Annotated in this window: 24 protein-coding genes; 14 read left to right on the forward strand and 10 right to left on the reverse strand. The window is 46.4% G+C overall.

Going from position 1 to position 25,414, the window contains the following annotated elements; genetic code table 11:
- Positions 1-87: 87 nt before the first annotated feature.
- The 5 genes from B9T34_RS11740 (at position 88) to rsfS (ending at position 6,103) form a co-directional block, all read left to right on the forward strand.
- Positions 88-2,898 carry an ATP-binding protein gene (locus B9T34_RS11740; RefSeq protein ID WP_086213316.1) on the forward strand — a complete coding sequence of 937 codons (2,811 nt, stop codon included), beginning with the start codon at positions 88-90 and terminating at the stop codon, positions 2,896-2,898.
- Positions 2,899-3,004: 106 nt separating this feature from the next.
- The gene (locus B9T34_RS11745; protein WP_086213443.1) at positions 3,005-3,793 is read left to right on the forward strand and encodes a crotonase/enoyl-CoA hydratase family protein; all 789 of its coding nucleotides are present in this window, start codon (positions 3,005-3,007) and stop codon (positions 3,791-3,793) included.
- Positions 3,794-3,927: 134 nt separating this feature from the next.
- Positions 3,928-4,797: an NAD(P)-dependent oxidoreductase gene (locus tag B9T34_RS11750; RefSeq protein WP_086213317.1), complete on the forward strand. Its 870-nt coding sequence runs from the start codon at positions 3,928-3,930 to the stop codon at positions 4,795-4,797.
- A gap of 42 nt (positions 4,798-4,839) precedes the next feature.
- Positions 4,840-5,619, forward strand: coding sequence for a hydroxypyruvate isomerase family protein (locus B9T34_RS11755; RefSeq protein ID WP_086213318.1), 780 nt, complete (start codon positions 4,840-4,842; stop codon positions 5,617-5,619).
- Positions 5,620-5,710: 91 nt separating this feature from the next.
- A complete protein-coding gene (rsfS, locus tag B9T34_RS11760; protein ID WP_086213319.1) occupies positions 5,711-6,103 on the forward strand; it encodes a ribosome silencing factor in 393 nt (130 codons plus the stop codon).
- Between the two features lie 85 nt (positions 6,104-6,188).
- Here rsfS and B9T34_RS11765 read toward each other — a convergent pair whose 3' ends face one another.
- The 5 genes from B9T34_RS11765 to B9T34_RS11785 form a co-directional block, all read right to left on the reverse strand.
- Positions 6,189-6,809 carry a hypothetical protein gene (locus B9T34_RS11765; protein WP_086213320.1) on the reverse strand — a complete coding sequence of 207 codons (621 nt, stop codon included), beginning with the start codon at positions 6,807-6,809 and terminating at the stop codon, positions 6,189-6,191.
- Between the two features lie 25 nt (positions 6,810-6,834).
- Positions 6,835-8,163, reverse strand: a complete 1,329-nt coding sequence (locus B9T34_RS11770) for an ammonium transporter (RefSeq protein ID WP_086213321.1) — start codon at positions 8,161-8,163, stop codon at positions 6,835-6,837.
- A gap of 358 nt (positions 8,164-8,521) precedes the next feature.
- Entirely contained in the window at positions 8,522-9,976 is a 1,455-nt protein-coding gene (locus B9T34_RS11775; protein WP_086213322.1) for an NAD(P)(+) transhydrogenase (Re/Si-specific) subunit beta, read from the reverse strand.
- Positions 9,977-9,979: 3 nt separating this feature from the next.
- Positions 9,980-10,300: a proton-translocating transhydrogenase family protein gene (locus tag B9T34_RS11780; protein WP_086213323.1), complete on the reverse strand. Its 321-nt coding sequence runs from the start codon at positions 10,298-10,300 to the stop codon at positions 9,980-9,982.
- A gap of 11 nt (positions 10,301-10,311) precedes the next feature.
- Positions 10,312-11,439: an NAD(P) transhydrogenase subunit alpha gene (locus B9T34_RS11785; protein WP_086213324.1), complete on the reverse strand. Its 1,128-nt coding sequence runs from the start codon at positions 11,437-11,439 to the stop codon at positions 10,312-10,314.
- 912 nt (positions 11,440-12,351) lie between these two features.
- Between B9T34_RS11785 and B9T34_RS11790 the strand changes: the two genes are divergently transcribed.
- Both B9T34_RS11790 and B9T34_RS11795 read left to right on the forward strand, forming a co-directional pair.
- Positions 12,352-13,287: a DMT family transporter gene (locus tag B9T34_RS11790; protein WP_086213325.1), complete on the forward strand. Its 936-nt coding sequence runs from the start codon at positions 12,352-12,354 to the stop codon at positions 13,285-13,287.
- A 137-nt stretch (positions 13,288-13,424) separates the two neighbouring features.
- Positions 13,425-14,621: an MFS transporter gene (locus tag B9T34_RS11795; RefSeq protein WP_086213326.1), complete on the forward strand. Its 1,197-nt coding sequence runs from the start codon at positions 13,425-13,427 to the stop codon at positions 14,619-14,621.
- Positions 14,622-14,637: 16 nt separating this feature from the next.
- Here the strand turns inward: B9T34_RS11795 and B9T34_RS11800 are convergent, their stop codons facing one another.
- Positions 14,638-15,279, reverse strand: coding sequence for a HEPN domain-containing protein (locus B9T34_RS11800; RefSeq protein ID WP_228147445.1), 642 nt, complete (start codon positions 15,277-15,279; stop codon positions 14,638-14,640).
- A gap of 218 nt (positions 15,280-15,497) precedes the next feature.
- Positions 15,498-15,926, reverse strand: coding sequence for a hypothetical protein (locus B9T34_RS11805; RefSeq protein ID WP_086213327.1), 429 nt, complete (start codon positions 15,924-15,926; stop codon positions 15,498-15,500).
- Between the two features lie 328 nt (positions 15,927-16,254).
- Between B9T34_RS11805 and dusA the strand changes: the two genes are divergently transcribed.
- On the forward strand, positions 16,255-17,277 hold the full coding sequence (dusA, locus tag B9T34_RS11810) for a tRNA dihydrouridine(20/20a) synthase DusA (protein WP_086213328.1): 1,023 nt from the start codon (positions 16,255-16,257) through the stop codon (positions 17,275-17,277).
- Positions 17,278-17,364: 87 nt separating this feature from the next.
- On the opposite strand, the gene B9T34_RS11815 is transcribed toward dusA, so the two are convergent.
- A complete protein-coding gene (locus tag B9T34_RS11815) occupies positions 17,365-17,742 on the reverse strand; it encodes a cytochrome b562 (RefSeq protein ID WP_086213329.1) in 378 nt (125 codons plus the stop codon).
- 190 nt (positions 17,743-17,932) lie between these two features.
- Positions 17,933-19,207, reverse strand: a complete 1,275-nt coding sequence (gene coaBC / locus B9T34_RS11820; protein ID WP_086213330.1) for a bifunctional phosphopantothenoylcysteine decarboxylase/phosphopantothenate--cysteine ligase CoaBC — start codon at positions 19,205-19,207, stop codon at positions 17,933-17,935.
- A 112-nt stretch (positions 19,208-19,319) separates the two neighbouring features.
- Between coaBC and radC the strand changes: the two genes are divergently transcribed.
- Positions 19,320-20,009 carry a RadC family protein gene (radC, locus tag B9T34_RS11825; RefSeq protein ID WP_086213331.1) on the forward strand — a complete coding sequence of 230 codons (690 nt, stop codon included), beginning with the start codon at positions 19,320-19,322 and terminating at the stop codon, positions 20,007-20,009.
- Between the two features lie 78 nt (positions 20,010-20,087).
- Positions 20,088-20,999 carry a bestrophin family protein gene (locus B9T34_RS11830; RefSeq protein WP_086213332.1) on the forward strand — a complete coding sequence of 304 codons (912 nt, stop codon included), beginning with the start codon at positions 20,088-20,090 and terminating at the stop codon, positions 20,997-20,999.
- 109 nt (positions 21,000-21,108) lie between these two features.
- Here the strand turns inward: B9T34_RS11830 and B9T34_RS11835 are convergent, their stop codons facing one another.
- On the reverse strand, positions 21,109-21,960 hold the full coding sequence (locus B9T34_RS11835) for a PHP domain-containing protein (RefSeq protein ID WP_086213333.1): 852 nt from the start codon (positions 21,958-21,960) through the stop codon (positions 21,109-21,111).
- Positions 21,961-22,006: 46 nt separating this feature from the next.
- Between B9T34_RS11835 and B9T34_RS11840 the strand changes: the two genes are divergently transcribed.
- The 4 genes from B9T34_RS11840 to mnmC are packed head-to-tail and all read left to right on the forward strand — an operon-like array spanning position 22,007 to position 25,409.
- A complete protein-coding gene (locus B9T34_RS11840) occupies positions 22,007-22,618 on the forward strand; it encodes an inner membrane-spanning protein YciB (RefSeq protein ID WP_086213334.1) in 612 nt (203 codons plus the stop codon).
- A 30-nt stretch (positions 22,619-22,648) separates the two neighbouring features.
- Positions 22,649-22,951, forward strand: coding sequence for a YciI family protein (locus tag B9T34_RS11845; RefSeq protein ID WP_086213335.1), 303 nt, complete (start codon positions 22,649-22,651; stop codon positions 22,949-22,951).
- A gap of 5 nt (positions 22,952-22,956) precedes the next feature.
- Complete coding sequence (locus B9T34_RS11850) at positions 22,957-23,457, forward strand: hypothetical protein (protein WP_086213336.1); 501 nt, start codon at positions 22,957-22,959, stop codon at positions 23,455-23,457.
- A gap of 59 nt (positions 23,458-23,516) precedes the next feature.
- Complete coding sequence (gene mnmC / locus B9T34_RS11855) at positions 23,517-25,409, forward strand: FAD-dependent 5-carboxymethylaminomethyl-2-thiouridine(34) oxidoreductase MnmC (protein ID WP_086213337.1); 1,893 nt, start codon at positions 23,517-23,519, stop codon at positions 25,407-25,409.
- The last annotated feature ends 5 nt before the right edge of the window (positions 25,410-25,414 follow it).

Below are 25,414 nucleotides of genomic sequence, written 5' to 3' on the forward strand. Positions count from 1 at the left end.
GGCTTTTTCGCGAAACTGATTAAAGCGCAGTCAGTTTTAAATAATCCATGCTAATATGCCAAGCATAAGGAATAAACTGCTTCCATCATGTCAAATATCAACAAAAAGCTTTTTAAACGCCTGCACTTAAATCATGCCTATGGGCAATTAATCGCACTTATTTTTGTGCCGATTACTATTTTAGCGTGTGTAGGCGCAGCGTTGGTAATGACTGAAACGTCAAATGCAGCCAAAGCGCAGCAGCGGCAAATGGCCATCGCCATTCTTACCCGCTATCAGCCTACTGCCGAAGGCTCGGTAAACTTGCTGCTGCACTATCCTTGGCAATTTGACCAAGCGCGCTTCAACATGCAGAGCATGCTGAACGAAAAACATTTAATCCGTGCAGCCATTCTGGATAGCAAGGGCCAAAACCGGTTGAACATCGGTCCAGAAGATCAAGAAACTTGGCCCAGCATTAATACCAAAGCCAGCTTTATTGGCCCCATCAAATTTAATAACAGCAATGTTTACGCATCAAAAATCAGCGATGAGACCAATACCCCGTATTGGCTGCTGGTCGAGCTGGACAATCAGCCTTTAGAACTTGCGCATTACCGGGTCTTAATTGTTCTGGTTGCCACTGGACTCCTGACTCTGCTTTTGCTGCTGCTGTGCCTGAATTTCTATTCGCGCCGCTGGATTGCGCCGATGTATGAAATCCGCATGCAGCTGCAGCGCCTGAATGCCGATACGCTGGATCAGCACATGGTGATTAACAGTACCGGCGAACTGCGCTTGCTGCAGCGCGATATTGCAAATGTAGTCAAACGCCTGCATTTCAGCTTTTTAGAACTGCGCGAACACACCGAACAAACTGAAGATGACCTGCGCAGAACCTTAGATACACTCGAAGTTCAAAACATTACCTACCGTCAGGCGCGTGACCAAGCCATTCATGCTAACCAGTCCAAGTCTGTATTTTTGGCCAATATTTCACATGAGCTGCGCACGCCGCTCAACAGTATAGATGGCTTTATTCATTTGCTGCTGCGCCAAGGCAACCTCAGCAATGAACAGAATCTGTATTTACAGACCATCCGCAAATCTTCTGCGCATTTGCTGGCGCTGATTAATGATGTATTGGATTTTTCTAAAATTGATGCCGGCAAATTGGAACTGGAAACAGCACCATTCGATTTAGAGGAAGCAGTCTTTGACGTCATGGATATGCTCTCGCCTTTGGCTGCGCAAAAGCATATCAATATGACTTTCTATTACGCAGATCAAGTGCCGAAGCAAGTCATTGGCGATGCGCTGCGCTTTAAACAGATTCTGACCAATCTGATTTCCAATGCCATTAAATTTACCCCAGACGGTGAAATTATTGTCCGAGTGCGAATGGAGCATGACGATATTGGGCAATGCCTGCTGCATTTCAGCGTACAGGACAGCGGCATTGGCTTAAGCGGCACAGACCGTAAAAAACTGTTTGAATCTTTCTCGCAGGGCGATGCTTCAGTCACCCGTCAATTTGGCGGAACTGGACTAGGCCTTGCCATTTCCAAGCAGCTGGTCAGCCTGATGCAGGGGCAGATTGGCTTTGAAGACAATCAGGAACGCGCGCCAACCGAAAAAGGCTCCACCTTCTGGTTTACCGCTATGTTCACGGTAGATGAAGAAGAAGTCGAAGTGCTCGCGCCACGTTTTGATAATATTCAAGTGGTTTCCTATCTGGCGCACCCTGCCACCGCGCATGTGCTGCGCCAATATTTGGAAAATTACAACGCGCAGCATATTGAAGCGCAGTCTATCTTGGACTTGTTCAGCCGCCTCAAGCACTTGCAGCAAACTGAAAACACCTGGCTGATTGTTGATCACAGCGGCGATACTGAAGCCATGCTGAAAGAAATCAGAACCCGCTATACCGGCAATTTAGCCGTGTACGGCTATCAAATGCTGCTGGATCCGAGCATGCTGAGCGAATACCGGGCACGCCCGCTGCATCAGCCGCTGAGCCGCAGCGCACTCATTCAGCTGCTGGGCAATCAGCCCTTCTTTGATGAAGATGAGCAAGAAGATTTTAACGGTCAAGGCTTGCATGTTTTGGCGGTGGATGATCATCTTCCCAATTTAATTGTGCTAGAAGCGCTGCTGTCTGAACTGAATGTCACCACAAGCAAAGCCTTGAGCGGACAGGAAGCCATCGAAATTATTCAGTCACGCTATGAGCAAGGTCTGAAAAGCTTTGATTTAGTCTTTATGGATATTCAAATGCCTGTGATGTCTGGTGTCGATACCACCCGCGCCATCCGTTCATTAGAATCGACTTTTGAAAATCATAGGCGTCTGCCGATTATTGCGCTGACCGCACATGCGCTGTCAGACGAAAAGAAAAAACTGCTGCAAGTCGGCATGGATGATTATGTCACCAAGCCTATTCAAATGGATCAAATCATCCAGATTTTGACCCACTGGACCACAGAAAGCTTTAAAAAAGTCCCCGTGCTGGAACGGACAGCCATCATTGATGCGCTGGATCCAAATATTCTTGATTGGCAGCAGAGCCTGCATTTGGCCGCCAATAAGGAAGACTTGGCGACCGACTTGCTCAAAATGCTGAATGACAGCTTTGCTCAGGAACTGGCTGAAATTGAACAGCTGATTGAGCTGGAAGATTATCCGCAGCTGGAACATGTGCTGCACCGCTTGTACGGCGCAACCCGCTATGTGGGCGCGCCAGCCTTGCAAAAAGTGACCGGCGGTTTTGAGCAGTTTCTCTCGACCCTGCGCAAAGAGCGGCGCAAAGCAGATGACGCCTTTGTGCAGGAAGTCATGAATCGTTTAGATGAGCTGAAAACTGTGATTTCGCAAGTGCAGCATGCTTCAGAGCAGATCTTAAATAAACCCGAAACTTAAGGTACTGTAACAGCCGGCACACAGTCCTGAATTTGTGACTGCGCTGTCATGATTCAATATGCCGCGCATGCTATGCTCAGGCAAATCAAAAAAAGAGCTTTCACACATGGCACTGGTTAAACTGGAAAAAAATAACGGCATTGCTACAGTGACTTTAAACCGTCCGGACAAACGCAACGCCATGAGTTTTGCATTGCTGAAAGAACTGGTGCGCATAGCCAATCAAATTAAAAAAGACCGTTCAATCCGCTGTGTTATTTTGACTGGTGAAGCGCAAGTGTTTAGCGCGGGCATTGACCTATCCGATCTCAACGACCCTAAAAACACCGCCTATGCCGCTTGGGAGCTGATTAAACCCGGCCGAAGCCTTTTCCAGAAAGCATTTTTGGTCTGGCAGGAACTGCCTGTACCTGTGATCGCCGCCCTTGAAGGCTTTTGTTTCGGCGCTGGCATGCAGCTGGCGCTGGCGGCAGATATCCGCATCGCCCATCCAAACACCCAAATGTCCATTATGGAAAGCCGCTGGGGCTTGGTGCCGGATATGGGGCTGACCCGCTCGATTAAAGGCATTATTGGCCTAGACTTAGCAAAAGAACTGTCATTGACTGCACGCATATTTAATGGCGAATATGCCAAAGAAATTGGCCTTGTCACACATTTAAATGAATCCCCGCTGCAGCAGGCTCAGGCGCTGGCAGCCGAGATGCTGAACCGCTCGCCAGATGCGCTCGCTGCAGTCAAGCGCGTCTTGGATGCCATGGAGCATGCGCCATCAAAATCCCTGCGCCTCGAAAAAATTTGGCAGCTGAAATTGCTATTGGGCAAAAACAGTAAGCTGGCGCGTAAAAAAGACAAAAACCCAGAAGTTCAGTTTTTACCGCGTCAATACCATTAACATCGAATATCCAGCATTTAGGCAAAACAGTACGATGAAGCATTGAATACTGAGCTTTACATGCACTGAAGTTTTAGCATTTCAAGGCAAAAAGTATTTTCGCTAACGATTGACCATACAGGCAGAGGGACAGCATGAGTTTTGACCGCGGCAGCAAAATTGCATTCTTAGGCATGGGTTTAATGGGCAGCCGCATGGCTGCACGATTGCTTCAAGCAGGTTTTGAAGTCGCCGTTTGGAACCGCACAGCCAGCGCCTGTGATGAGCTGGTCGATATAGGCGCAAAAGCCCTTTCGCTTGAAGATCTAGGCAGCTATCCCGTTATTCTAACCTGCTTGGCAGATGATCAAGCCATAACAGCAGTCTTCGCACAGATTGAATCTCATCTGCAAGCAGGCCAAGTCATTGCTGATTTTTCCAGTCTATCGGTCGCGCAAACGCATCTATTGGCAGAACAGGCTGCGAGAAAACAGGCGATTTGGATTGATTCTCCTGTCTCTGGCGGTACAGCGGGCGCTGAACAAGGTACGCTGGTCATTTTTGCAGGCGGCGATGCCAAAACTATTGAACATTTAAGCTTAATCTACAATGTACTGTCTCAGCGTGTAACCCGCATGGGCAGCACAGGCACAGGCCAAGCCACCAAAATTTGCAATCAGCTGATTGTCGCCGCCAACAGCACCTTAATTGCCGAAGCTGTGGCACTGGCGGGACAAGCTGGCGTAGACACCGCATTGCTAGCCCCTGCATTAGCAGGCGGTTTTGCCGACTCAAAACCCTTTCAAATTTTAGCGCCACGTATGGCTGCACATAGCTTTGAACCCTTGCAATGGAAAGTTCAAACCCTATCTAAAGATTTAAACAATGCTGTTCAGCTGGCGGCTTCACATCAACTCAGTATTCCTGTTGCAGAACTGGCGCTGCAGCAACTCAAAGCGCATCAAGCCAATGGTTTTGCAGAAAAAGATTTAGCCACTGTAATTGAGCATGTCGAAAAAGCATAATCCTGCTAAGCTGAAAATTCCCCACTGTGCAAGGAGATGTGCATGATCAAACTCGCTGTCAATCTCTCGATGATTTTTACTGAAGTGCCGCTGATTGAACGCTTTGCCTTGGCGCGCGCACAGGGATTTGAACATGTCGAAATTCAGTTCCCCTATGAACTGAGCATTGAACAAATTCAAACTCAACTGACCGTATATGATCTAAGCCTGTGCCTGATTAATGTACCTGCCGGCGACTTAATGCAAGGCGGCAATGGGTTGGCGGGCATCCCGGGCAAAGAAGTGGAGTTCCGCCAAGCGGTCAATCAGGCCATTACTTATGCGCAAGCCTTAAATGTGCCTAGCGTGAATATTTTAGCGGGGAAACAGCCGCAAGATGCAGACCTGCTGCCCTGCCTCAATACTTTAGCCTCCAATCTCAAAATGGCTTGCCAAATGTTCAGCGCGCACCGCATTCAGCCTGTTTTTGAGATGATTAACGGCACAGATATGCCGCGATTTTTGGTACAAAATATTGCACAGGCTCAGGAAATTTTAGAAGCTGTGCGGCATCCCGCCTTGAAGATGCAGTACGACTGCTATCACATGGCCATGATGGGTGAAGATATACTGGAAGGGCTGCAAGAAAATATTGATTCTATTGGACATATTCAGTTTGCTGACTGTCCAGCGCGGCAAGAGCCCGATACAGGGGAAATCGATTATGCAGCAATTTTCAAATGGCTAAAACAAAGCGATTATGCGGGTTTTACTGCGGCTGAATATCGTCCAAGCCAAGCTTCAGAAAAAACATTTGCGTGGAAAGACAAATACTTTGCATAAATTCGTGACCGAGGATGATGCTCTGATTTGAAATTTAGCGCTAAAACCGCTATATTATATATTGAATAATTGTCAGGAAAACAGACCCTCCATGAATTTAGAACCATCGCCCAGCGCTTCTAATTCTCACGATCTAACCCAAAAGAAAGACGTACAAGCATGTCTTGCCGTTGTACGTGAAGCACTTGAAGATGTAAAAGCAAAAGAAATTGTTGAAATGGATGTCAGTTCAATCAGCAATGTGACAGACGCGATTGTGGTTGCCAGCGGCACATCTACCCGCCATATCAAATCTCTTGCAGACAATGTTGCTGAAGAAGCCCGCAAAGCAGGTTTCCGTCCTATTGGTGTTGAAGGCGAACGTGATGCTGAGTGGATTCTGATTGACCTCGGTCTAGTGGTTGTGCACGTTATGCTGCCGACTGCCCGCAAATTTTACGATTTAGAAAGCCTTTGGCGTGCTGCGCCTGAGTCTGTCGCTTAATTAAAACCCGTTCTAACACGGCTTTTAAATAAGTTATAAAAGCGGTCGAATTGACCGCTTTTTTATGATCTGAATTTTTACAGCGTTATAGCAGCTGATTCAAATCCACATATGGAAAAGAAGCTTTCACTTTCAATTTGGTTTGTGCATACACTTGATCTGCGCGCATTGGCCCATAAAATTCGCAAAAAACTTCATAAACAGCTGTAATAATGGCGGCATATTGGGTCAAGGGCACAGCTAGAGCAAATTCAGCGCTGCCAATAGACTCTTGAGAATCCAGCGCAATGCCTGATTGCACAATTTGCTGCTGAGCTTCCTGCTCAAAATCAGCAATATCTTTGGCAGGAACCGCCTGCAGCACATACCCAACAAACTGGCTAAAAGCATCGATCAGCTCAGCCGAAACCAATTTATCTGCAGATTCAGCTCCATTATTTTGCTGTGCACCGCTCATCAGCTCGCTTTTTTCCATTTCAGACAGTTCATGCAGCACTTGGCGCAGCATGTCTTTACGGCAGTCACGCAGCTCCTCTGTGGTGCAAATCTCACTTAAAAACCGGTTGAGTACAAAGGCTGGCTTTTCACTGTATTGCTGCTCCCAGTGCCCCAGCACCCGCTCCAGCATGGCGCCATTAAAATACTGCTTCAATCCCCGCTCTATGGCTTGCCGGCGCTGTGTCAAATTTAGAATTTCATTACTCATTCTTCTTCCCCTTTCAGCTTTAGCCTTAGTGACGTTTGGTCATACCATCCGTCTCGAAAGTCACGTCTTTCTGAAATTCAGGATAAGACAGCTCTGCATGTTCGGTATAATCCAGCCCGCGCTGTTCATGCTGCTTGCTGACACGCAAACCGCCCAGCGCTTTGTCCAGCACTTTAAACACGATGAACGCCACACCAAAACCCCATAGAAAAGCCGCCATCACACCTAGGCATTGAATTGAAATCACAGCGCCATTGAACATGTTATTTTCAAGAAAAATACCTGCTGCAAGGGTTCCCCAAGCCCCGCAAAAACCATGTACAGCCACCGCATCTACCACATCATCGATCTTCAGCTTTTCCATCAGGACTGGAATCACTGTCACCAACACACCTGCAACCAGCCCCGTACACACAGCAAAAATAGGCGTCATGCTGGCGCAGCCCGCGGTAATAGCAACCAAGCCGCCCAAAGAGGCATTGATGGTGCTGCGGATTAAAATCGCTTTTTGCCGCGCTAAGCAAATCAGCATATAAGCTGCAGCTGCTGCACAGGCAGCCAAATGCGTATTTAAGGCAATGCGGCCGATGCTGACATTGGCTTGAATGGTTGAACCCGCATTAAAGCCAAACCATGCCAGCCAAAGAATAAAACCGCCCAAGGCCACCAAAGGCAAATTATGCCCTGGCAGATAATGGCTCTTCCCGTCTCGGCCAAACCGCCCTAGACGCGGGCCAAGCACAATAATCCCTGCCAGCGCTACCCAGCCGCCAATTGAATGCACTACGGTTGAACCAGCAAAATCGATAAAGCCTAAAGCTTTTAACCAGCCTTCTCCGCCAAACAAGCTGCCCCATGCCCAGCTGCCAAAAACGGGGTAAATCAAACCGCTGACGATAGCCGCGCTGACCACATAAGCCACAAAGTGAATACGCTCCGCCATCGCGCCGCTGGCAATCGTTGTCGCGGTAGCTGCAAACATCATTTGAAAAAACAGCAGATTCCAGTTCCAGTCGTCTAATTGGTTTGGTGCAAAATGGCTTAGACCAATAAAACCGCTGTGATTGACCCCAAACATGATGCCAAAGCCCACCAGCCAAAAGACCAGCCCGCCCAAGCAAGTATCCATATAGTTTTTCATTAAGACATTTACGGTATTTTTACTGCGTACAGAGCCGCTTTCAATTAAGGCAAAACCAGCCTGCATAAAGAACACCAGTATCCCGCCGAGGATGACCCACACACTGTCCAGCGAGATGCGGATCTCTTGAATGCTGGACGTGGCCGGATCTGCAGCCGTAGCCGAAGCTGCAGTGAAGATCAACAAACTTGTTAGAATTGCTTTTATTTTCATAAATTACCCCCTCAAGATAATTCATTTTCAGCAAAAACAATGCCATATCATTATTCGATCAATGACATGATGCGTTAAAGCCGCGCATTCACTTGCTCTGCCTAAATTTTCAGCTGTAATGCAAATTTCAAAAAAAGTCTCTAAACAGTCGTTTTGATTCATTTTTGCTTTTTTAGTACATGTTTAGAATTCCATTGCACCAATACAGCAAAATATTCAGCGCCAGATTGTCGAAGATGCATGTTTTAGCGCCAATATTTTATTGCCATAAAAAAAACCGCCCGAAGGCGGTTTTCATTTTCTTAAGTCTCTCAACTTTAAAATCAATCTTGGACAGAGAGACCTGAAAGGCTCAGTATTAGTGTCCGCCGCCATTGATGGCTTTGGTCATGTCTTCCACAACTTTCTTCGCATCACCGAAAATCATCATGGTTTTTTCATTATAGAACAAGTCATTGTCTAAGCCAGCATAACCTGTCGCCATAGAACGCTTGATCACCATAATGGTACGCGCTTTGTGCGCTTCCAAAATCGGCATGCCGTAAATTGGAGAGGTTGGGTCATCTTTAGCTGCAGGGTTAACCACGTCATTTGCACCAATCACCAGTACTACATCTGTTGCTGGGAAGTCCGAGTTAATCTCGTCCATTTCCAAAATGTCTTCATAGGCAACGTCCGCTTCTGCAAGCAATACGTTCATGTGGCCCGGCATACGGCCAGCAACCGGGTGAATTGCAAAACGTACTTTTACGCCCTGTTCTTTCAAAATTTCACACAGCTCTTTTACCGCATTTTGCGCACGGCCTTGCGCCATGCCATAACCCGGCACAATCACAACGCTGTCCGCATTTGACATCAAGAAGCCCGCATCATCTGCAGAACCTGAACGGTGGTTGCGCTGCGCTTGTTCGCCTTTATCAGCAGAAGCCACGGCAGCACCGCCCATCGCGCCGCCAAACAGCACGTTGATGATTGAACGGTTCATTGCTTTACACATGATGTAAGACAGAATCGCGCCTGATGAACCGACCAATGAACCGGCAACGATCAGCATATTGTTTTCTAAAGTAAAACCAATACCTGCAGCTGCCCAGCCAGAGAATGAGTTCAAAAGCGATACCACTACCGGCATATCACCGCCGCCTACTGGCGCAATCCACACCCAGCCAAATGCCAGCGCAAGAACAGTCATTGCCCAGAACGCATTCATATTGCCTGTCGTGAAGAAATAGATACCGCATACCAGCATTGCAAGGAAAATCAAAGCTTGAACAGGCTTTACCCAGCCGCCAGAAATCGTTTTGGCCCATTTCTTCGCAGCCAATTTACCATAAGCAAATACAGAAGCAGTGAAGGTAATCGCACCAACGAAACAGCCCACAAACAATTCAAATAAATGAACTTTGCTCATGTGTGCATGTTCAACGCCTGCAGCTGTTAACGCAGCTTCATTTTGAGCAAATAAAGCAGTCAATTGGTTGTTGTGCAGAATCGCCGCAATGGCAATCAGTACAGCAGCCAAACCTACTAGTGAGTGCATCAATGCGACCGTTTCTGGCATTTGCGTCATAGGTACTGTACGTGCACGCGCAATACCAACCACAGCACCAAGCACCATTGCACCGCCAATCATCCAAACCACTGGGTGATCTGCAACAAAGAAAGTGGTTAATACAGCAATCGCCATACCAATCATGCCGTAACGGTTGCCCTGAATCGCTGATTTAGGGCCCGAAAGACCACGTAAGGTGAGGATAAAAAGGACTGCACCAACAAGGTAGAACCATTCCGCGTATTCTCGAATAAATTCCATGGATTAGCCCTCTTTTTTCTTTTGCTTCGGCTTAAACATTTCCAGCATACGCGCAGTCACTGCGAAGCCACCAAAAATGTTGATACTTGCTAAAAATACCGCAACAGCGCCAAGGACGCTGACAACGTTAATGCTTTGGAATTGCACATTGGCATCAACCAAGCCCGGAATGCCTACAGTTTGCAGCATTGCACCCACAATAATGATGGATGAGAGCGCGTTGGTTACCGCCATCAGCGGTGTATGTAAAGCAGGTGTTACGCCCCAAACTACGTAGTAGCCTACAAAAATAGCGAGGACGAAAATCGTAATCGTTTCAACCATGATAAGTCTCCTTAACCGCGCTTCAGCAGTACTTGACCGCCATGAGCAACCAGTAGGGCTTTTTGAATTTCTTCTTCAGGATTCAATGCGAAGTTTTTCTCTGCATCAAATAACGTGTCTAAGAAATTCAAAACGTTGCGTGCATACAGTGCCGAAGCTTCAGTCGAAACTGTAGAAGGAATATTGGGAATGCCGAGGATTTTCACGCCATTGGCAGTCATGACATTTTCGCCGCATTTAGAGCCTTCAACGTTGCCGCCAGTTTCTACCGCCATATCTAATATGATTGAACCCGGTTTCATTTTGGCAACCGTTTCCGCTTTAATTAAGCGCGGCGCATCACGGCCAGGCAGCAATGCAGTGGTAATCACGATGTCGGCATTCGAAACTGCTTTATCGACAATGATGGCTTGATCGCGGATGTAATCTTCACCCGGCATCCAGCCATAACCATTTTTCGCCGCATCGGCTGCTTTTTGCTGTTCTTCTGCAGACATTGGAACATCCAGCCATTTGCCTCCTAAAGACTCCACTTGGTCACGCGCAGTTGGACGCAAGTCAGTCGCTTCAACCACGGCGCCCAAACGCTTCGCAGTTGCAATCGCCTGCAAACCTGCCACACCCACACCCATAATCACTACGCGCGCCGGTTTCACCGTACCCGCAGCGGTCATCAGCATTGGGAACATGCGCTGATATTCTGCAGCCGCCAGCAGTACAGACTTATAGCCTGACAGGTTGGCTTGAGAAGAAAGCACATCCATGTTTTGCGCACGTGACAATGTACGAGGCAAAAGCTCCAACGCAAATGCAGACACTTGCTGAGCAGCAAATTGGTCTAACTCGGGATTGCGGTATGGGTCAAACATTGCGATGACAGCTGTATTTGGCGCCAGTTTTTGAATTTCCTCACCCTTAGGTGCGCGGACTTTCAAAATAATTTGACTGCCGGTATAAGCTTCATCTGTAATTTTGGCGCCAACCTGTTCATATGCGCTATCAATGTAAGCAGCGTTAACCCCTGCTCCACGTTGGATAACAACAGTATGACCAGCGCTGATCAACTTCTTTACTGTCTCTGGCGTCGCAGCGACACGATGTTCACCGATGACAGTTTCGGCTGGAATTCCGATTTGCATGAGCGTCCCTCAAGCTAATTTTTCTTAAGTAAGCACCGTCAAAAACGATGCCTCCCCTCAGGTGAGTTCTTTGTTGAATTTTTGGATTCTAATTGAACCGTTTTAAATTACCACCCACTATTTAGTTAATAAATACCCATATTTTGAACTGATGATTCATAAAAAATATGATGCTATATCAGACGTATTCATTTTTATTTTTAATGCTATGAATATTTTTTATACCAGATCTTATTTTTTAAAGCTCGTACAGGCTATTAATTCAGCAAAATTGAAAGATATTGCCTATGACGAATCGAGCCATTGATCATTTTGACAATTTCAGCCCAGATACATCGATACCGTATACTGAGCTTTAAAAAGCACAATCCCTTTCTATTTATGCTTATCTGGGCACAGCAAATTTCAGCATTGGCTTTGATGACATTCTGCATACGCTTTTGAACTTTTAAAATTGACTGAATTCTGACGATGTTTTGGCAAATAAGTCAGTCTGCCGCATTAAATGATATTGTCTATCATTTAGCTAAATTCGAGTGTTTTATATTCATTTTTCTTATGCTCCTTAAGTCTAATTAGTTAAAAAAATAATAATAAAATAATTTTTTGAATATTTTGCACCATGATGAACCAATCTTAAAATTCTTCTTTTTACATATTAACGCACAATATTGGTGCATAAATAGCTTTTAAATCTTAATTCCCTCTGTTTTATCTATAAACAAACCAACTCAACGATCCATTTCCGTTAAAATTGACCTTTAAGTTCATATTTTTTCAGCATCTTGACAGCCGACAGCCTCCATTTTCCATACTTTTTTGGAATAGATCCCATGATTATTTTACATTTCACCTTTTAAACGGGTACTTTTATACTATTTACACACAAGCCCAGATAAGAATGATAAAACTATGCAGCGTTTTTTAACCCCTGCTCAAATCGGCTCGCTTTGCGCGATCTGCGCAGCATTTTTATTTAGCACCAAGGCCATTTTTATTAAACAGGCTTATGCGCTATCCCCGCTTGTCGATGCGACGGTTTTAATGGCCCTGCGAATGGGCAGCGCCTTACCCTTCTTTCTGCTGATTGCATGGTTTAGCCGCACGCACTATCGCAACATCCGCGCTCAAGATTGGGGCCTGCTCGTTCTCGCAGGCTTATTGGGCTACTATTTTGCCAGCTGGCTGGATTTTAAAGGCCTGATGTATATCAGCGCCTCATTAGAGCGGATCATTTTATTTTTATATCCAACCATGACGGTCATTGCCTCCAGTTTCATTTATAGACAGAAATTAAGCTTTAAAAGCATCTTTGCCATTGCGCTCAGTTACGGCGGAACCGTTATTGTGATGCTGCAGGAACAAAGCGGTACGCCGCATGAAAGTAATTTTTGGCTTGGCGCCAGTTTAGTTTTTGCCAGTGCAGTGGCCTTTGCCAGCTATCTGTTAATGACGCCAAAACTGATTATGAAATTTGGTTCATGGCACTATAACGGCTTGGCGCTCAGCATTGCCTGTTTTGGCACTTTAACGCATTTTGGATTGACGATTGATCATCCTGTGCAATTGATGGCGCAGCTGCCGCTCAGTGTCTGGGGCTATGGCCTAGTCCTTGGTTTTTTTGTCACCGTATTGCCCACTATTTTAATCATGCAAAGCATTGTGCGCTTAGGCGCGGCGCAATCTGCAATGATCGCTTCAATCGGCCCGATTTTAACGATTCTGCTGGCTGTGGCATTTCTGGATGAACATCTAAATATGATTCAATGGTTTGGCTGCTTTTTAAATATTGTCGGTGTATTGATGATCACTTTATCTAAGCAAAAACTCAGGTCCAGCAGCGAGTAAGATGCCAATAATTTCACCGCCACAGACTATATATGCAGACCGATTTTACTTATAGTAATTAAGCTTGGATTCAAAAGAATTCAACGACTCCTTGGCTGCCATCCTGTGGCTAAGTGATACGCTCTTTCAGGATTATTATGCAAAGCTCTGCTGATATCAGCCAGAATAAAGCACTGCTCATTCTTATGGCCGTGGCTTGCGGTTTATGTGCGGGCGCCAACTATTATTGCCAGCCTTTAATCAGTTCCATCCAGCATTCTTTCCAAGTCCCACAATCTCAAGCCGCATTGACCGTAACCTTCGCACAGATTTCTTATGCCTTAGGTTTGCTGTTTATTGTGCCTATGGGCGACATTGTGAATCGGGCCAAATTCATTCCTGCACTGATGCTCGGCGCAGCAGGCGGTTTGGCCATCTGCGCGCTGTCGGTCAACCTGACCATGCTGTGGGTTGGCACCATTATTACTGGGCTGTTTTCTGTTGCTGCTCAAGTGCTGATTCCCTTAGTGACTATTGCCGTGCGGCCCGAAAAAGTGGGACAAACAGTCGGCTTTCTGATGAGCGGCTTATTGGTCGGTATTTTACTCTCTACCAGCCTTTCGGGACTGCTTTCCAATCTTGTGCATTGGAAAATGATCTATATTCTCAGCGCAATTTTAATGCTGATTATTGCTGGCGTGTTGAAATATCAGCTGCCGCAGATCAGCATTACGCGTATGCGCTATGGCAGTATTTTTAAATCTATGGGGCTGCTGCTGGCGCAAGAGCGCCGTCTTGTTTACCGCGCATTGATTGGCGGCTGTGTATTTGCGGCCATGAGCATGCTGTTTTCGACTATTGCCATGCTGCTTACTGCACCGCCATTTTCTTTGGCAGACCTTTGGGTGGGTGTGGTCACTTTGGTGGGGGTATTTGGCGCACTGTCTACCCAATGGGTTGGCAAGTGGGCAGACCGCGGCCACAATGCAAAACTGACTTGGGCGGGCTGTTTGATTATGGCCTGCAGCTGGGCGCTGCTGTATAACGGCGGACATTCACTGCTCAGCTATGCGCTGGGCTATGGCCTCATCAGTCTAGGCTTAGCAGCTGTTCATAGCTGTAATCAAAATATTATTTTCCAGCTCAATCCGTCTGCCCGCTCACGCATTAATGCCATTTATATGACGGCATATTTTGTCGGGGGCGCCTGCGGTTCTGCTCTTGGTGTATATGCTTGGCATCATGGCGGCTGGACAGCTGTCTGCATGACTGGGCTCATCTTGGTCATCAGCGCTGCATTTTTTGCCTTGCTGGATCAGCGCTGCCATTTAAAGCAAATCAAAATGCAGCAATAACTGCCATCGCTTTCAATTAGCAGGCCTGCGCAGCGGGATAATAAGGTTTACCTAAATCCATGGCCTGCGCATTTTCAATCAGCAATAAAATAAACACGGGCAGTAAAGCACCCAAAACTTGGCAGCTGCCTTGCAAATATTTTCTCTGCATCGCGCTGCCGTAAACCATACCGCCTTGCAGCGCTTGCTTATGTAAAGTCTGCAAGCGCTGAAACAGCAAGCTGAGCAGGCACAAAGTATCACGCTGCTGCACCGCTTGCTCCTGCTTTTGCTGTTCTTGAGCCAAACAGATCTGGCATTGTTCAAGGCTGATTTTCTGGTTTTGATAATCCCAATAGCTTGGATACAGCATTTTTTGCTGCATTAAAACTTGAACAGGCTGTCTATATTTTTTCCAAAGTATCCGCTCGATTTTGCCTTCGTGATCCTTCGCGCAAAGGCTCGTCAAAAATAGATTGAACGCATCTCTTGCGGCAGATTCATCCTGCGCAAAAATGGCGTTGAAGGATATCCACAAACTGATAAAGTGCAGGTCAAAATCTTCCTGCAAATCATAGGCTTTTTTCAGCCAGCTGATTCCACGCTGTATACGCAAATTAAATGCATCTGAATAGTCAGCACGTGTAAGTTTAAAAATTTCTTCAAGTAGCATAATCATTTTATCCTTTGTTATTTTTCTAGGCTGGGTAGATGAAGCCCTGCTTTCACTATTCGCAGTATTTACAGCTAAAACAAGATACTGCGCAATTGTCTTTCATTATAAATTTTCTACCCGCAATATTGGCAAGATATAAACAGCAGCGAGATTTTTTGGTTCAACAGCAACCTCTAAACTGTTTATGTTCAGCTGTAATGCAAAAAGCAATACATCTTAATTTACTTTATTGCCGCTGTTTTCTTTTCTGTGTCTAGCGTTAATAGCTTATGGCTTTCGAGTAAATCATTTTCATCAAAAATAAATTCATAGGACGTTTTTTGTCCATTAAATACAGTTTCTGCTGGTGTGCCGATCAGTTCCCACAAACCCGCTGTCGCCACATCTGCCGCCCCATGCCAAAAAGCGCGACCGATTTTGCTGGCAGTCGAATAGCCTTGTGTAAAGGTATATATTTCATGGCGTTTGCCATTTCTAAACTCGGAGGTCACGGGTGCGCCAAACTCGGCTATTACAAGGCTTCGAGATACCCCCTGCTGAATCATTGCCGTATTTTTCTTTGTAGGCTGCTTAGTTGCCATCACCACAGCGCAGCCTGATGTGAAACTTAAACTCAATACCAATCCAATGACCCCAATCATTTTGTACATACAATTCCTTTGTTCTTAACTAAATTATTCAATATATTTTTATTTTCAGCTTAGAAAGCATACCCGCACATCTCAAATTATGCATTTATTTCAAGATAAAAAATTCATTATTTTTCATTGATTATATGACGTTTTCAATTTGATGAAAGCATCCTCTGCTATTTAAAAAACGCAGCGTTAACCCTGACTGTGAACAACGCTTCGCGAAATTCGCCTAATTTATGATAGTATGACGCCCTCTTTTGAAAGGCCGTATTCAGCCATTTCAATACACTCCCAAATTCAGTTTGTTACTGTCCATTGCATTGTTTTCGAGGCATCATTTTTAATGACGAATCTCCATACCATTGAAAATAAAATTCATCCCCGTATTTCGGTTGCCCCGATGATGGACTGGACCACAAAAGATTACCGTTTTTTTGCGCGCCTGTTTAACCCCAATGTCATCCTCTACACAGAGATGGTGACCACGGGCGCCATTATTCATGGTGATGCCAAACGCCATTTAGACTTCAGCAAAGAAGAGCATCCGATTGTTTTACAGCTGGGGGGATCAAATCCGCAAGACTTAGCAAGCTGCAGTAAAATGGCGCAGGACTGGGGCTATGATGAAATCAATTTAAACGTCGGCTGCCCGAGTGACCGCGTACAGAATAATAAAATTGGCGCCTGCTTAATGGCTGAGCCAGATTTGGTTGCCGAATGTATTGCAGAAATGCGCAATGCGGTTGATATTCCTGTCACGGTTAAGCACCGCATTGGTATTGATGACATGCATTCTTATGAAGAAATGCTGCATTTTGTCGATACTGTAGCAAAAACAGGCTGTGACAACTTTATTGTGCATGCGCGCATTGCCCTGCTCAAAGGCTTATCGCCTAAAGAAAACCGTGATATTCCGCCGCTGCGCTATGAAGATGTTTACCGCCTGAAGCAGGAACGTTCGAATCTGCTGATTGAAATTAACGGCGGCGTAAAAACCTTTGCTGAAACGCAAGAACATTTAAAACATGTGGATGGCGTGATGATTGGCCGCGAAGCCTATCACAACCCATACCTGCTGGCAGAGCTAGGACAATTGTGGGATTTAGAGGCGCCGAACCGCTTTGACATCCTTGACCAAATGATGCCTTATGTTGCTCAGCGTGTCGCCGAAGGTGCACCGCTGTCGATTATTACCCGTCATATTTTAGGGTTATTCCAAAACTTGCCGGGCGCGCGTAAATGGCGCCAAGCCCTCAGCGGCGGCAATGTAAAAACCTTCAAAGATCTTGAAAATGCAATTTTAAATATGAAAGTTGCCATGCAGCGCGCTGAAGAGGATGCGCAGGCTTACCAAGCCTCGCTCTAATTCACTGCAATACAAAAAAGCCAGCGCACCAACGCTGGCTTTTTTATGAGGCTTACTTTCTAGGCTTTCCAAGCTTCAAGCTATTTTCTACTGCTTGTTATAAATAGAATGCCCTTGGTCTTTAATGGCCGCAATTTTTTTGCCTTCCACTTTGGCTTGTTCCAATTGCCCAGCCTGCACCAATGCACGGGTTTTATCAATCTCTACAGCCAACTGATCAAATAAAGTATCTGAACTCGGCGCTTTTGCATCTTTGGTTTTGAGCTTCACATGCTTGGCATCTACAGCGGCAGCCTTCATTTTGTCCAGCGCCTGCAATGCATCCTGCTGGTTCTGCGCTTTATTAAACGCTTTGAAGTTTTTCCCAAGCGCCTGCATATTATGTTCCAGCGTATCTGCAAAACTGAAACTGCTGAATGACAAAGCGCTGCAAAACAGCGCGGCGGCTAAAGTTTTCTTGATCATCTCGATATCCTTCTGTAGATCAGGTCAAAACTGTGGCTAGGTCTTATTTACATTCATCAATGCCGCAGCAGTTTATTTGTGCGACAGTACTGTTTTTATTTTAATCAATATTACTTTTATGCAAAGCAAAAATGCAGCGGAATCGCTGCATTTTTGATAAAAAAGATAAGGATTAATCATCAAGCAAGGATTAATCCAAATCCTCATCTTCCGGCACATGATACAGCGCATCATGAATCGCTTCGACCAGCTGCTGCGCAATGTCCTGCTTTGAAGCTTTTTCCAAATCACGCTGCTGCATTTGATACTGTTCGGCAAAGAATACGATCATCGCATTTTCATCCGAAGCAAAACCAATGTCTGGACGGGATACATCATTGCAGGCAATCATATCCAGCTTTTTCGCCACCAGTTTACCCGCAGCATATTCTTCAACATTGCGTGTTTCCGCGGCAAAGCCCACCATAAAGGGACGTTTTTCCTGCTGAGCAATGGTCGCCACAATATCTGGATTCTTCACCAGCGCGACATTCAGTTCATCGCCAGCCTTTTTAATTTTGTGTTCAGCCACTTGCGCCACGCGGTAATCGGCAACTGCGGCTGTCGCAATAAAAATATCACAGCCTTGGTCCAGCAAGTCCATACTGTATTCCAGCATTTGTCTTGCGGACTGCACATTGATACGGCGCACGCCATTTGGGGTGTCTAAACTGACAGGGCCAGCAATTAAGGTCACTTTAGCGCCTGCCGCATAGCAGGCCGCGGCTAAAGCAAAGCCCATCTTGCCAGTACTGTGGTTGGAAATATAGCGCACAGGGTCAATCGCTTCACGGGTTGGCCCTGCAGTAATCACCACATGCTTGCCAGCCAATAAGCCAAATTTTTCCGCAATCGCGCGCTGTGCGCGGTGGAAATATTCAGTGACTTGATGCGCTAAATCTTCAGGTTCCGGCATGCGGCCTAAACCCACATCACCGCAAGCTTGCGCGCCGGCATCCGGCATAATCACATGCACGCCATCTTCAATCAGCGTATTTAAATTGCGCTGTGTCGCTTTGGCAGCCCACATCTGCTGATTCATAGCAGGCGCAACCCATACCGGCGCCTTAGTCGCCAAATATAAAGTCGAAAGTAAATCATCCGCCAACCCAGCGGCAAATTTTGCCAGCGTGTCGCAAGTGGCAGGCGCGACTAATACTAAATCTGCCCAGCGCGCCAATTCTATATGGCCCATGCCCGCTTCAGCTTCTGGATCTAATAATGCCGTATGCACAGGATTGCCCGACAGCGCCTGAAAAGTCAGCGGTGTAATAAAGGCTTGCGCACCTTCGGTCATCACCACGCGCACATCAAAACCCGCGTCTTTTAAACGGCGGACTAAAATCGCGCTTTTGTAGGCAGCAATGCCGCCAGACACAGCCACAATAATATTTTTGTTTGGAATTACACTTAAATCGAAACTCACGAACAGGCTACCTATCTGTTGCAGTGGCGCTCACAATAGCATTAAATATGCCCTGACCCAAGATTCAACTTGGAAAAACCCAATACACTGATAATAAAAAAGTCTAATAAAAATGAATTTTTCGATTAAACATTGGCCGGAACAAGAACGGCCGCGTGAACGCCTGCTGCGCCAAGGCGCGCAAAGTTTATCCGATGCCGAACTGCTGGCAATTTTTTTAAGATCCGGTTCGCAGCAGCATTCAGCCGTCGAACTGGCCCGCCTGATGATTCAGCACTATGGCAGCCTTGGTCCAATATTAAATGCAAAACTGGAGGAACTCAGCCAGTTTCACGGCATTGGCGCAACCAAATACGCTCAGCTGATAGCGGTTAAAGAACTGGGCAAGCGTTATATTAAGCATCAGCTTAGCCAAAATGCACTGCAGATTGACAGCTCTGAACTGCTGCTGGATTTTCTGCGTTTTGAATTTTTAGGCGAAAGCCAAGAAGTTTTTGGCGTGCTGTGCCTTGATGCGCATTTAAGAAAAATAAACTTTAAAAAACTGTTTTTTGGCTCAATCAACAGCTGTGAAATTTCCATCAATCAGCTGCTGCGCTATGCGATTTCCGAACATGCCAGCGCTTTAGTGATTGCGCATAACCATCCCTTTGGCAAAGCTGCGGCTTCTCCTGCTGATCTGGCGCTGACTCAGCAGATTCATCATGCCTGCAGCCTGCTTGAAATCCGCCTGATTGACCACTGCATCATTTCAGCTGAAGGCTATTTTTCCTTTGCCGAGCATGGCCTGATCCCTCCTTAAAATTCAGCCTCATTCACATATTGACAAAGGCGAATCCGCATATGAAGATCACAGCAAATTTAATAAGATTCTATTCAAATGATCGTGCGTGACCAACCCAGCGTTTTTAAACTGCTCTTTTCGTGGCGGGGCACCATTTTGCCTAAAGTTTTGCCGCCGCTCGGGGTTGTCATGCTGCTGTCCGCTGTTATTGGCGGACTGTCTCATATTGGCATTTTTCACTTCCCTGAATTGCCCTTAGTCGGTTTCACCCTAATCGGCGTAGTGCTCTCAATTTTTTTAGGCTTTAAAAACTCAGCCTGCTATGACCGCTGGTGGGAAGCACGCCGCCTTTGGGGGATTTTAATTGCCAATGCGCGCCACTTTGACCGCGACTGCCGCATGCTCAGCCAAGGCCGCCGCGAAAGGGTCATTCAGCATGTGATTGTTTTCGCCAATGTGCTGCGTGACCGCCTGCGCCATCAAACGGCCAATCCAACAGAATTGGTGCAAACCAGCGGCATGAGCCAGCAGGCGCTGACCCAGCTGTATCAGCAGGCCAATGCGCCGCAGTACACTTTAAGTCTGATTCAATGGGAACTGATGCAGGCACTGAAAGATGGCGAGATTTCGGACATTATTTATGCGCAGATGAATGAGCACGTCATGGAACTCAGCATGGTGCAAACAGGATGTGACCGAATTGCCACCACGCCGCTGCCCTTTGCGTATTCTGTGCTGCTGAACCGTACTGTATATTTTTTCTGTTTTATGCTGCCGCTGAGCCTAGGCTCAACTCTGGGTTTAGCTACACCGCTCTTAGTCGGTATTTTGGCTTATACTTTTTTAGGCTTAGATGCCTTAAGTTCTGAAATTGAAGAACCTTTTGGGACACAAAGCAATGACTTGCCGCTGGATTCCATGGTTCGCACCATTGAGATTGAATTACTTGGCACTTTAGGCAAACCGACGCCGCCGCCGATTCAAGCGCAGGATAATAATTTGCTTTGATTTATGACCTCTCCCTTGCGCAGCAGTGCTGCTCATCTCCTACAAGGCGAGGGAACCCCTTCTCCCTCAGGGATGTGGAATATATTCTGCAAGGGGATGAGGAAAATAATTAAACAAAACTTTCCCAAATCCCAACCTGTCCTTCTTTCACCCGTGGAATATTGCCTAGCTTAATCCACGGCATGTTGTCCCCATGAAAATCACTGGCCACGGAAATTTTCAAATTGTATTCCGCAATCATGCGGTCCACCATTTGCCGCGTGCCTAAAGGTTCGATGGCTGGCGGCAGCTCAACCGCATCGCCACCAAATTTAGCAAAAATTTCGATGAGATAGCGGATATTGGTGGCAGACAAATCATAACGGGTGGGATGCGCCAGCACAGCAAAACCTCCGCTGGCATGAATCACCTGTATAGTTTCTTCCAAGCCCAAGCCGTCAAATTTCACATAGGCTTTTTTGCCTTCTTTAATATATTTATCAAAAGCTTGCTGGGCGCGGCTGACATAGCCTTTTTCCACCAGTGTCTTGGCAATATGGGTACGGGTTACGCGGTCAGGAACATTGTCCACTTTCGCGATTACATCCGCATAAATATCTTCACCAATTAAGGGAATGAGTAAATCGCAAATCTGCTTAGCGCGTACCGCTCGGATCTGCTTCTGCTGTTCGAGCATTGCCAGTAAAGGTTCTGGATGCTGCATATTCAGCGCCACTATATGCACGCCATAAGTCTTTTTAGTGGCTGGACGTGACCATTGGCTGGAAATTTCCACACCGGAAATCAATTTAATGCCTAAATCTTTAGCAATTTCTTCAGCCAGGCTTAAGCCATCCATGGTATCGTGATCTGTCAGCGCAAGGGTATGAATACCAACATCTTTGGCCGCACGCACCAGCTGCTCTGGAGACAAAGTTCCATCAGAAATATTACTGTGTGTATGTAAATCTACGCCTTGCATCACTTATACTATGTCATTTATTTGATCAGATACCAGATACTCTAACATGAAAGCACTTTTAGACTTTGTGCCACTCATTATTTTCTTCTATTTATATAAAACTGTAGATCCGAAAGATACTGATCATCCTTTACTGCAATTGATCGGTTCTGCCGGCGGTGTCGATAATAATAATATTCTGGTGGCAACCACAGGTCTGATTATTTCCATGCTGGTGGTTTACGGCGCACTGTTTGTGATCCAAAAGTTCCGTTTGGACAAGCAGCAATGGATCGTACTGTTTATGACGGTCATTTTTGGCGGCATTACCCTCATGCTGAGCGATGATTTTTATATCCGCTTAAAAGCCGTCCTGCTCAATCTGGTCTTTGCAGGCGCATTCTTATTGTCGCCTTGGTTTGGCAAAGATAAAAAGCCGCTGATTGAACGCTTGTTTGGCCCTGTGCTGGAGCTCAGCGCCAAAGGCTGGAAAAAGCTTAACTATGCCTGGGCCGGGATGTTTGTGGTCATGTCCGGTCTGCATATTTTCTTTGCCTATTTATATGCAGGTGGTAAATATTGGGGCGAATTCACTGCATTCGGTGACATGATCGTGATGTTTTCCTTTATCATTATTCAGTTTATTGTATTGCGTAAATATTTTAAAACCGCCGAATAAAATTACACTGGTCAAAACTCGAGATTTCACATGCCATTTTTTGTTGTAACCTGTACAGATCATGAAAACAGCTTAGAAAAACGTCTGGCTGTCCGCCCGCAGCATTTAGAACGTTTACAGAAACTGGATGATGAAGGCCGTTTAGTGACTGCAGGCGCAATGCCGAAAGATCCAGCCAATCCGCAAGCCGGTTTTATCGGCAGCACCATTGTTGTAGAGTTCGAGTCGCGTGAAGCTTTAGATGCTTGGCTGCAAGAAGAGCCCTTCCTTAAAGAAGGCGTTTACGCGCATATTGACGTAAAACCTTTCAACAAAGCCTTCCCTAAAGGATAAGTAGCATGCGCGCCGTTGTTTACAGCTTATTGGGCCTTTCTCTTCTTAGCACTGCTGTTTGGGCAGAAGAAACACCTCCTGCGCCTGCAGCAGCCCCAGCGGTACAAGCAGCGGCAGCACCGCCACCTCAGCCTTTGCCTGCAAATAAACCTAAAATTCTGCCCGTCTCAGCAACACTGAATCCATCTGCGCAAGCTTCCGAAAACAAAGCTTTAACGGCGGAACAGCTGATTAAAAACAAAGCGCTGCAAGATGCAAAAATGAAAGCGCTAGTCAATGATCAGCATTCCCGCCTGCAGCAGCTGGAAAAAGCCAACTTAGAAGCTTTGGCGCAAAATCAGGAACTGCAGCTGAAAAACGATAGCTTAGGGGTTCAAGTACAAGTACTGCAAAGCGAACGCAGCGCGCAAATGTTCCTGTACGGCGCAGCCACCATTGCTGCAGGCGTGCTGCTGGGCTTCTTAATTGCCAGCTATGTCTATACCAAACGCCGCCGTCAATGGTAAACGTTGATACTTTTAACGTTTGCAAACTCTGTATCTGTAAAAAATTAAAAGGCTAAGCTGTGGCTGATGCAATCCAAACTGCCGACTTAGACTGGAAAACAATCGACGGTATCGACGTTCCTGTTTCTAAGCAATTTGGCGATGTGTATTTTTCCAAGGACAATGGCCTGCTGGAAACCCGCCATGTGTTTTTGCACGGCAATGATTTGCCTGAACGGCTGGCGCAGCTGCAGAATTTTGAATATTTCAGTGTCGGTGAGACGGGCTTTGGTACGGGGCTGAATATTTTAGCGCTATGGCAGCTGTGGCGGCAAGTGCGCCCAGATAATCACAGCCGCCTGCATGCAATATCTGTGGAAAAATTTCCACTCTCTAAAAATGATTTAATCCGCGCGCTAAATGTTTGGCCCGAACTGCAGCCTTTAGCGCAGCAGCTGATTGAACAGTATCCTTTGCCCATTGCCGGCTGCCATCGGCTGTCCTTTCCCAATGACCGCTTTTCCATTGATTTATGGCTGGGCGATGCACATGATGTCTTTCCAGCCATGGAGCGCTCTCAGCAAATCCATGCCTGGTTTTTGGATGGTTTCGCACCTGCCTGCAATCCAGACATTTGGGAAGAAAATGTCTTGAGCAATATCGTGCGCCTATCCAGCGAAGGTACGACCTTTTCTTCGTTTAGCGTTGCTGGCGTGCTGAAACGCGGTTTAAAGCAGCATGGCATCAGCATCAGCCGTCCACGCGGTTTTCGCCATAAACGTGAAATGCTGAAAGCTGTCTGGCCTGCAGCTGAAGATTCTGCCGAAACTCCGAATACTGAAAAAAAAACGCGGTCAACGCCTTCACCTAAATTTAGATCCCGCCAAATTGCCATTATAGGCGCAGGCGTTGCAGGTTTAAGCTGCGCATGGGCCTTGGCGCAGCGTGGACATCAAATTACCCTGTTTGATCAAACAGCGCCTTTGGCAGGCGGATCAGGCAATCCGCTGGCGCTGCTGAATCCCAAACTATGCCCAATTGAGCAAAGTGCAGATCACTTGATGACGCTGTCTTGGCAGCATGCGATGCGGCATTATGCAAAATTTGATGCGTTCCGGCCTATTCTGGTTCATCAGCTGGCATTAAAAAAGGCCGATGATCTTTTGGCTTTGGCTGCGCAATATCCTGCAGGCATGCTGGAAACTGAAGAATCATCATGCAGCCCTCTCCACACCTCATTCCCAAGCTTGAATCTATGTTCAGCAGGCGCTGTTTCGCCGCATCAATTGCGCGATCAGATTCTGCAGCATCCACGAATCCAGTTTCAGCAGGCTGAGGTGACTGAAATTCAGCGCTCATCGCCTATTCAACTGCATCAGCATCAACAACTGCTGGGTGAATATGATCATGTCATTGTATGTGCAGCCCGCCAAAGCGCTCAGTTCTTTGAGCAGTATCCTGTGCTGAAACCCATTCGCGGTCAAGTCAGCTGGGTGAACAATGACGCTCAGCCTTTACCCATGCAGGATGCCTACAGCTATGGAGGATACTGCATGCAGCTGGATGCAGCACATTTAATTCTTGGTGCGTCGTTTTACCCAAACCGGGAAGATGACGAAGTCCTGCTAGAAGACCATGTGCATAACTATGATCTTATCCACAGTGTATTTCCCAATTATGCACAATCCTTGGCTGCACCAGAGTCTTGGCAAGGCCGTGCATCCATCCGCGCGCAAAGCCTAGATTACTTCCCCGTATTGGGCAAAGTTGAAGAAAATCAGGAAATTTATACTTTTGCAGGTCTAGGATCGAAAGGTTTCTTATATGCGCCGCTGTGCAGTGAAATTTTGGCAGCGCAGATTTTAGGGGAAGCGTGTCCAGTATCATCTCATCTGCTGAAAAAACTCAATGCAACGCGTTTTCAAAAAAAAGTAAAAGCCAAAAAGCCCTATTTCAAAAAGGCGCCTGAATAGCGTAA

Origin of the sequence: Acinetobacter sp. ANC 3813, from assembly GCF_002135435.1 — a bacterium.
In the GTDB taxonomy this organism is placed as follows: Bacteria; Pseudomonadota; Gammaproteobacteria; order Pseudomonadales; family Moraxellaceae; genus Acinetobacter.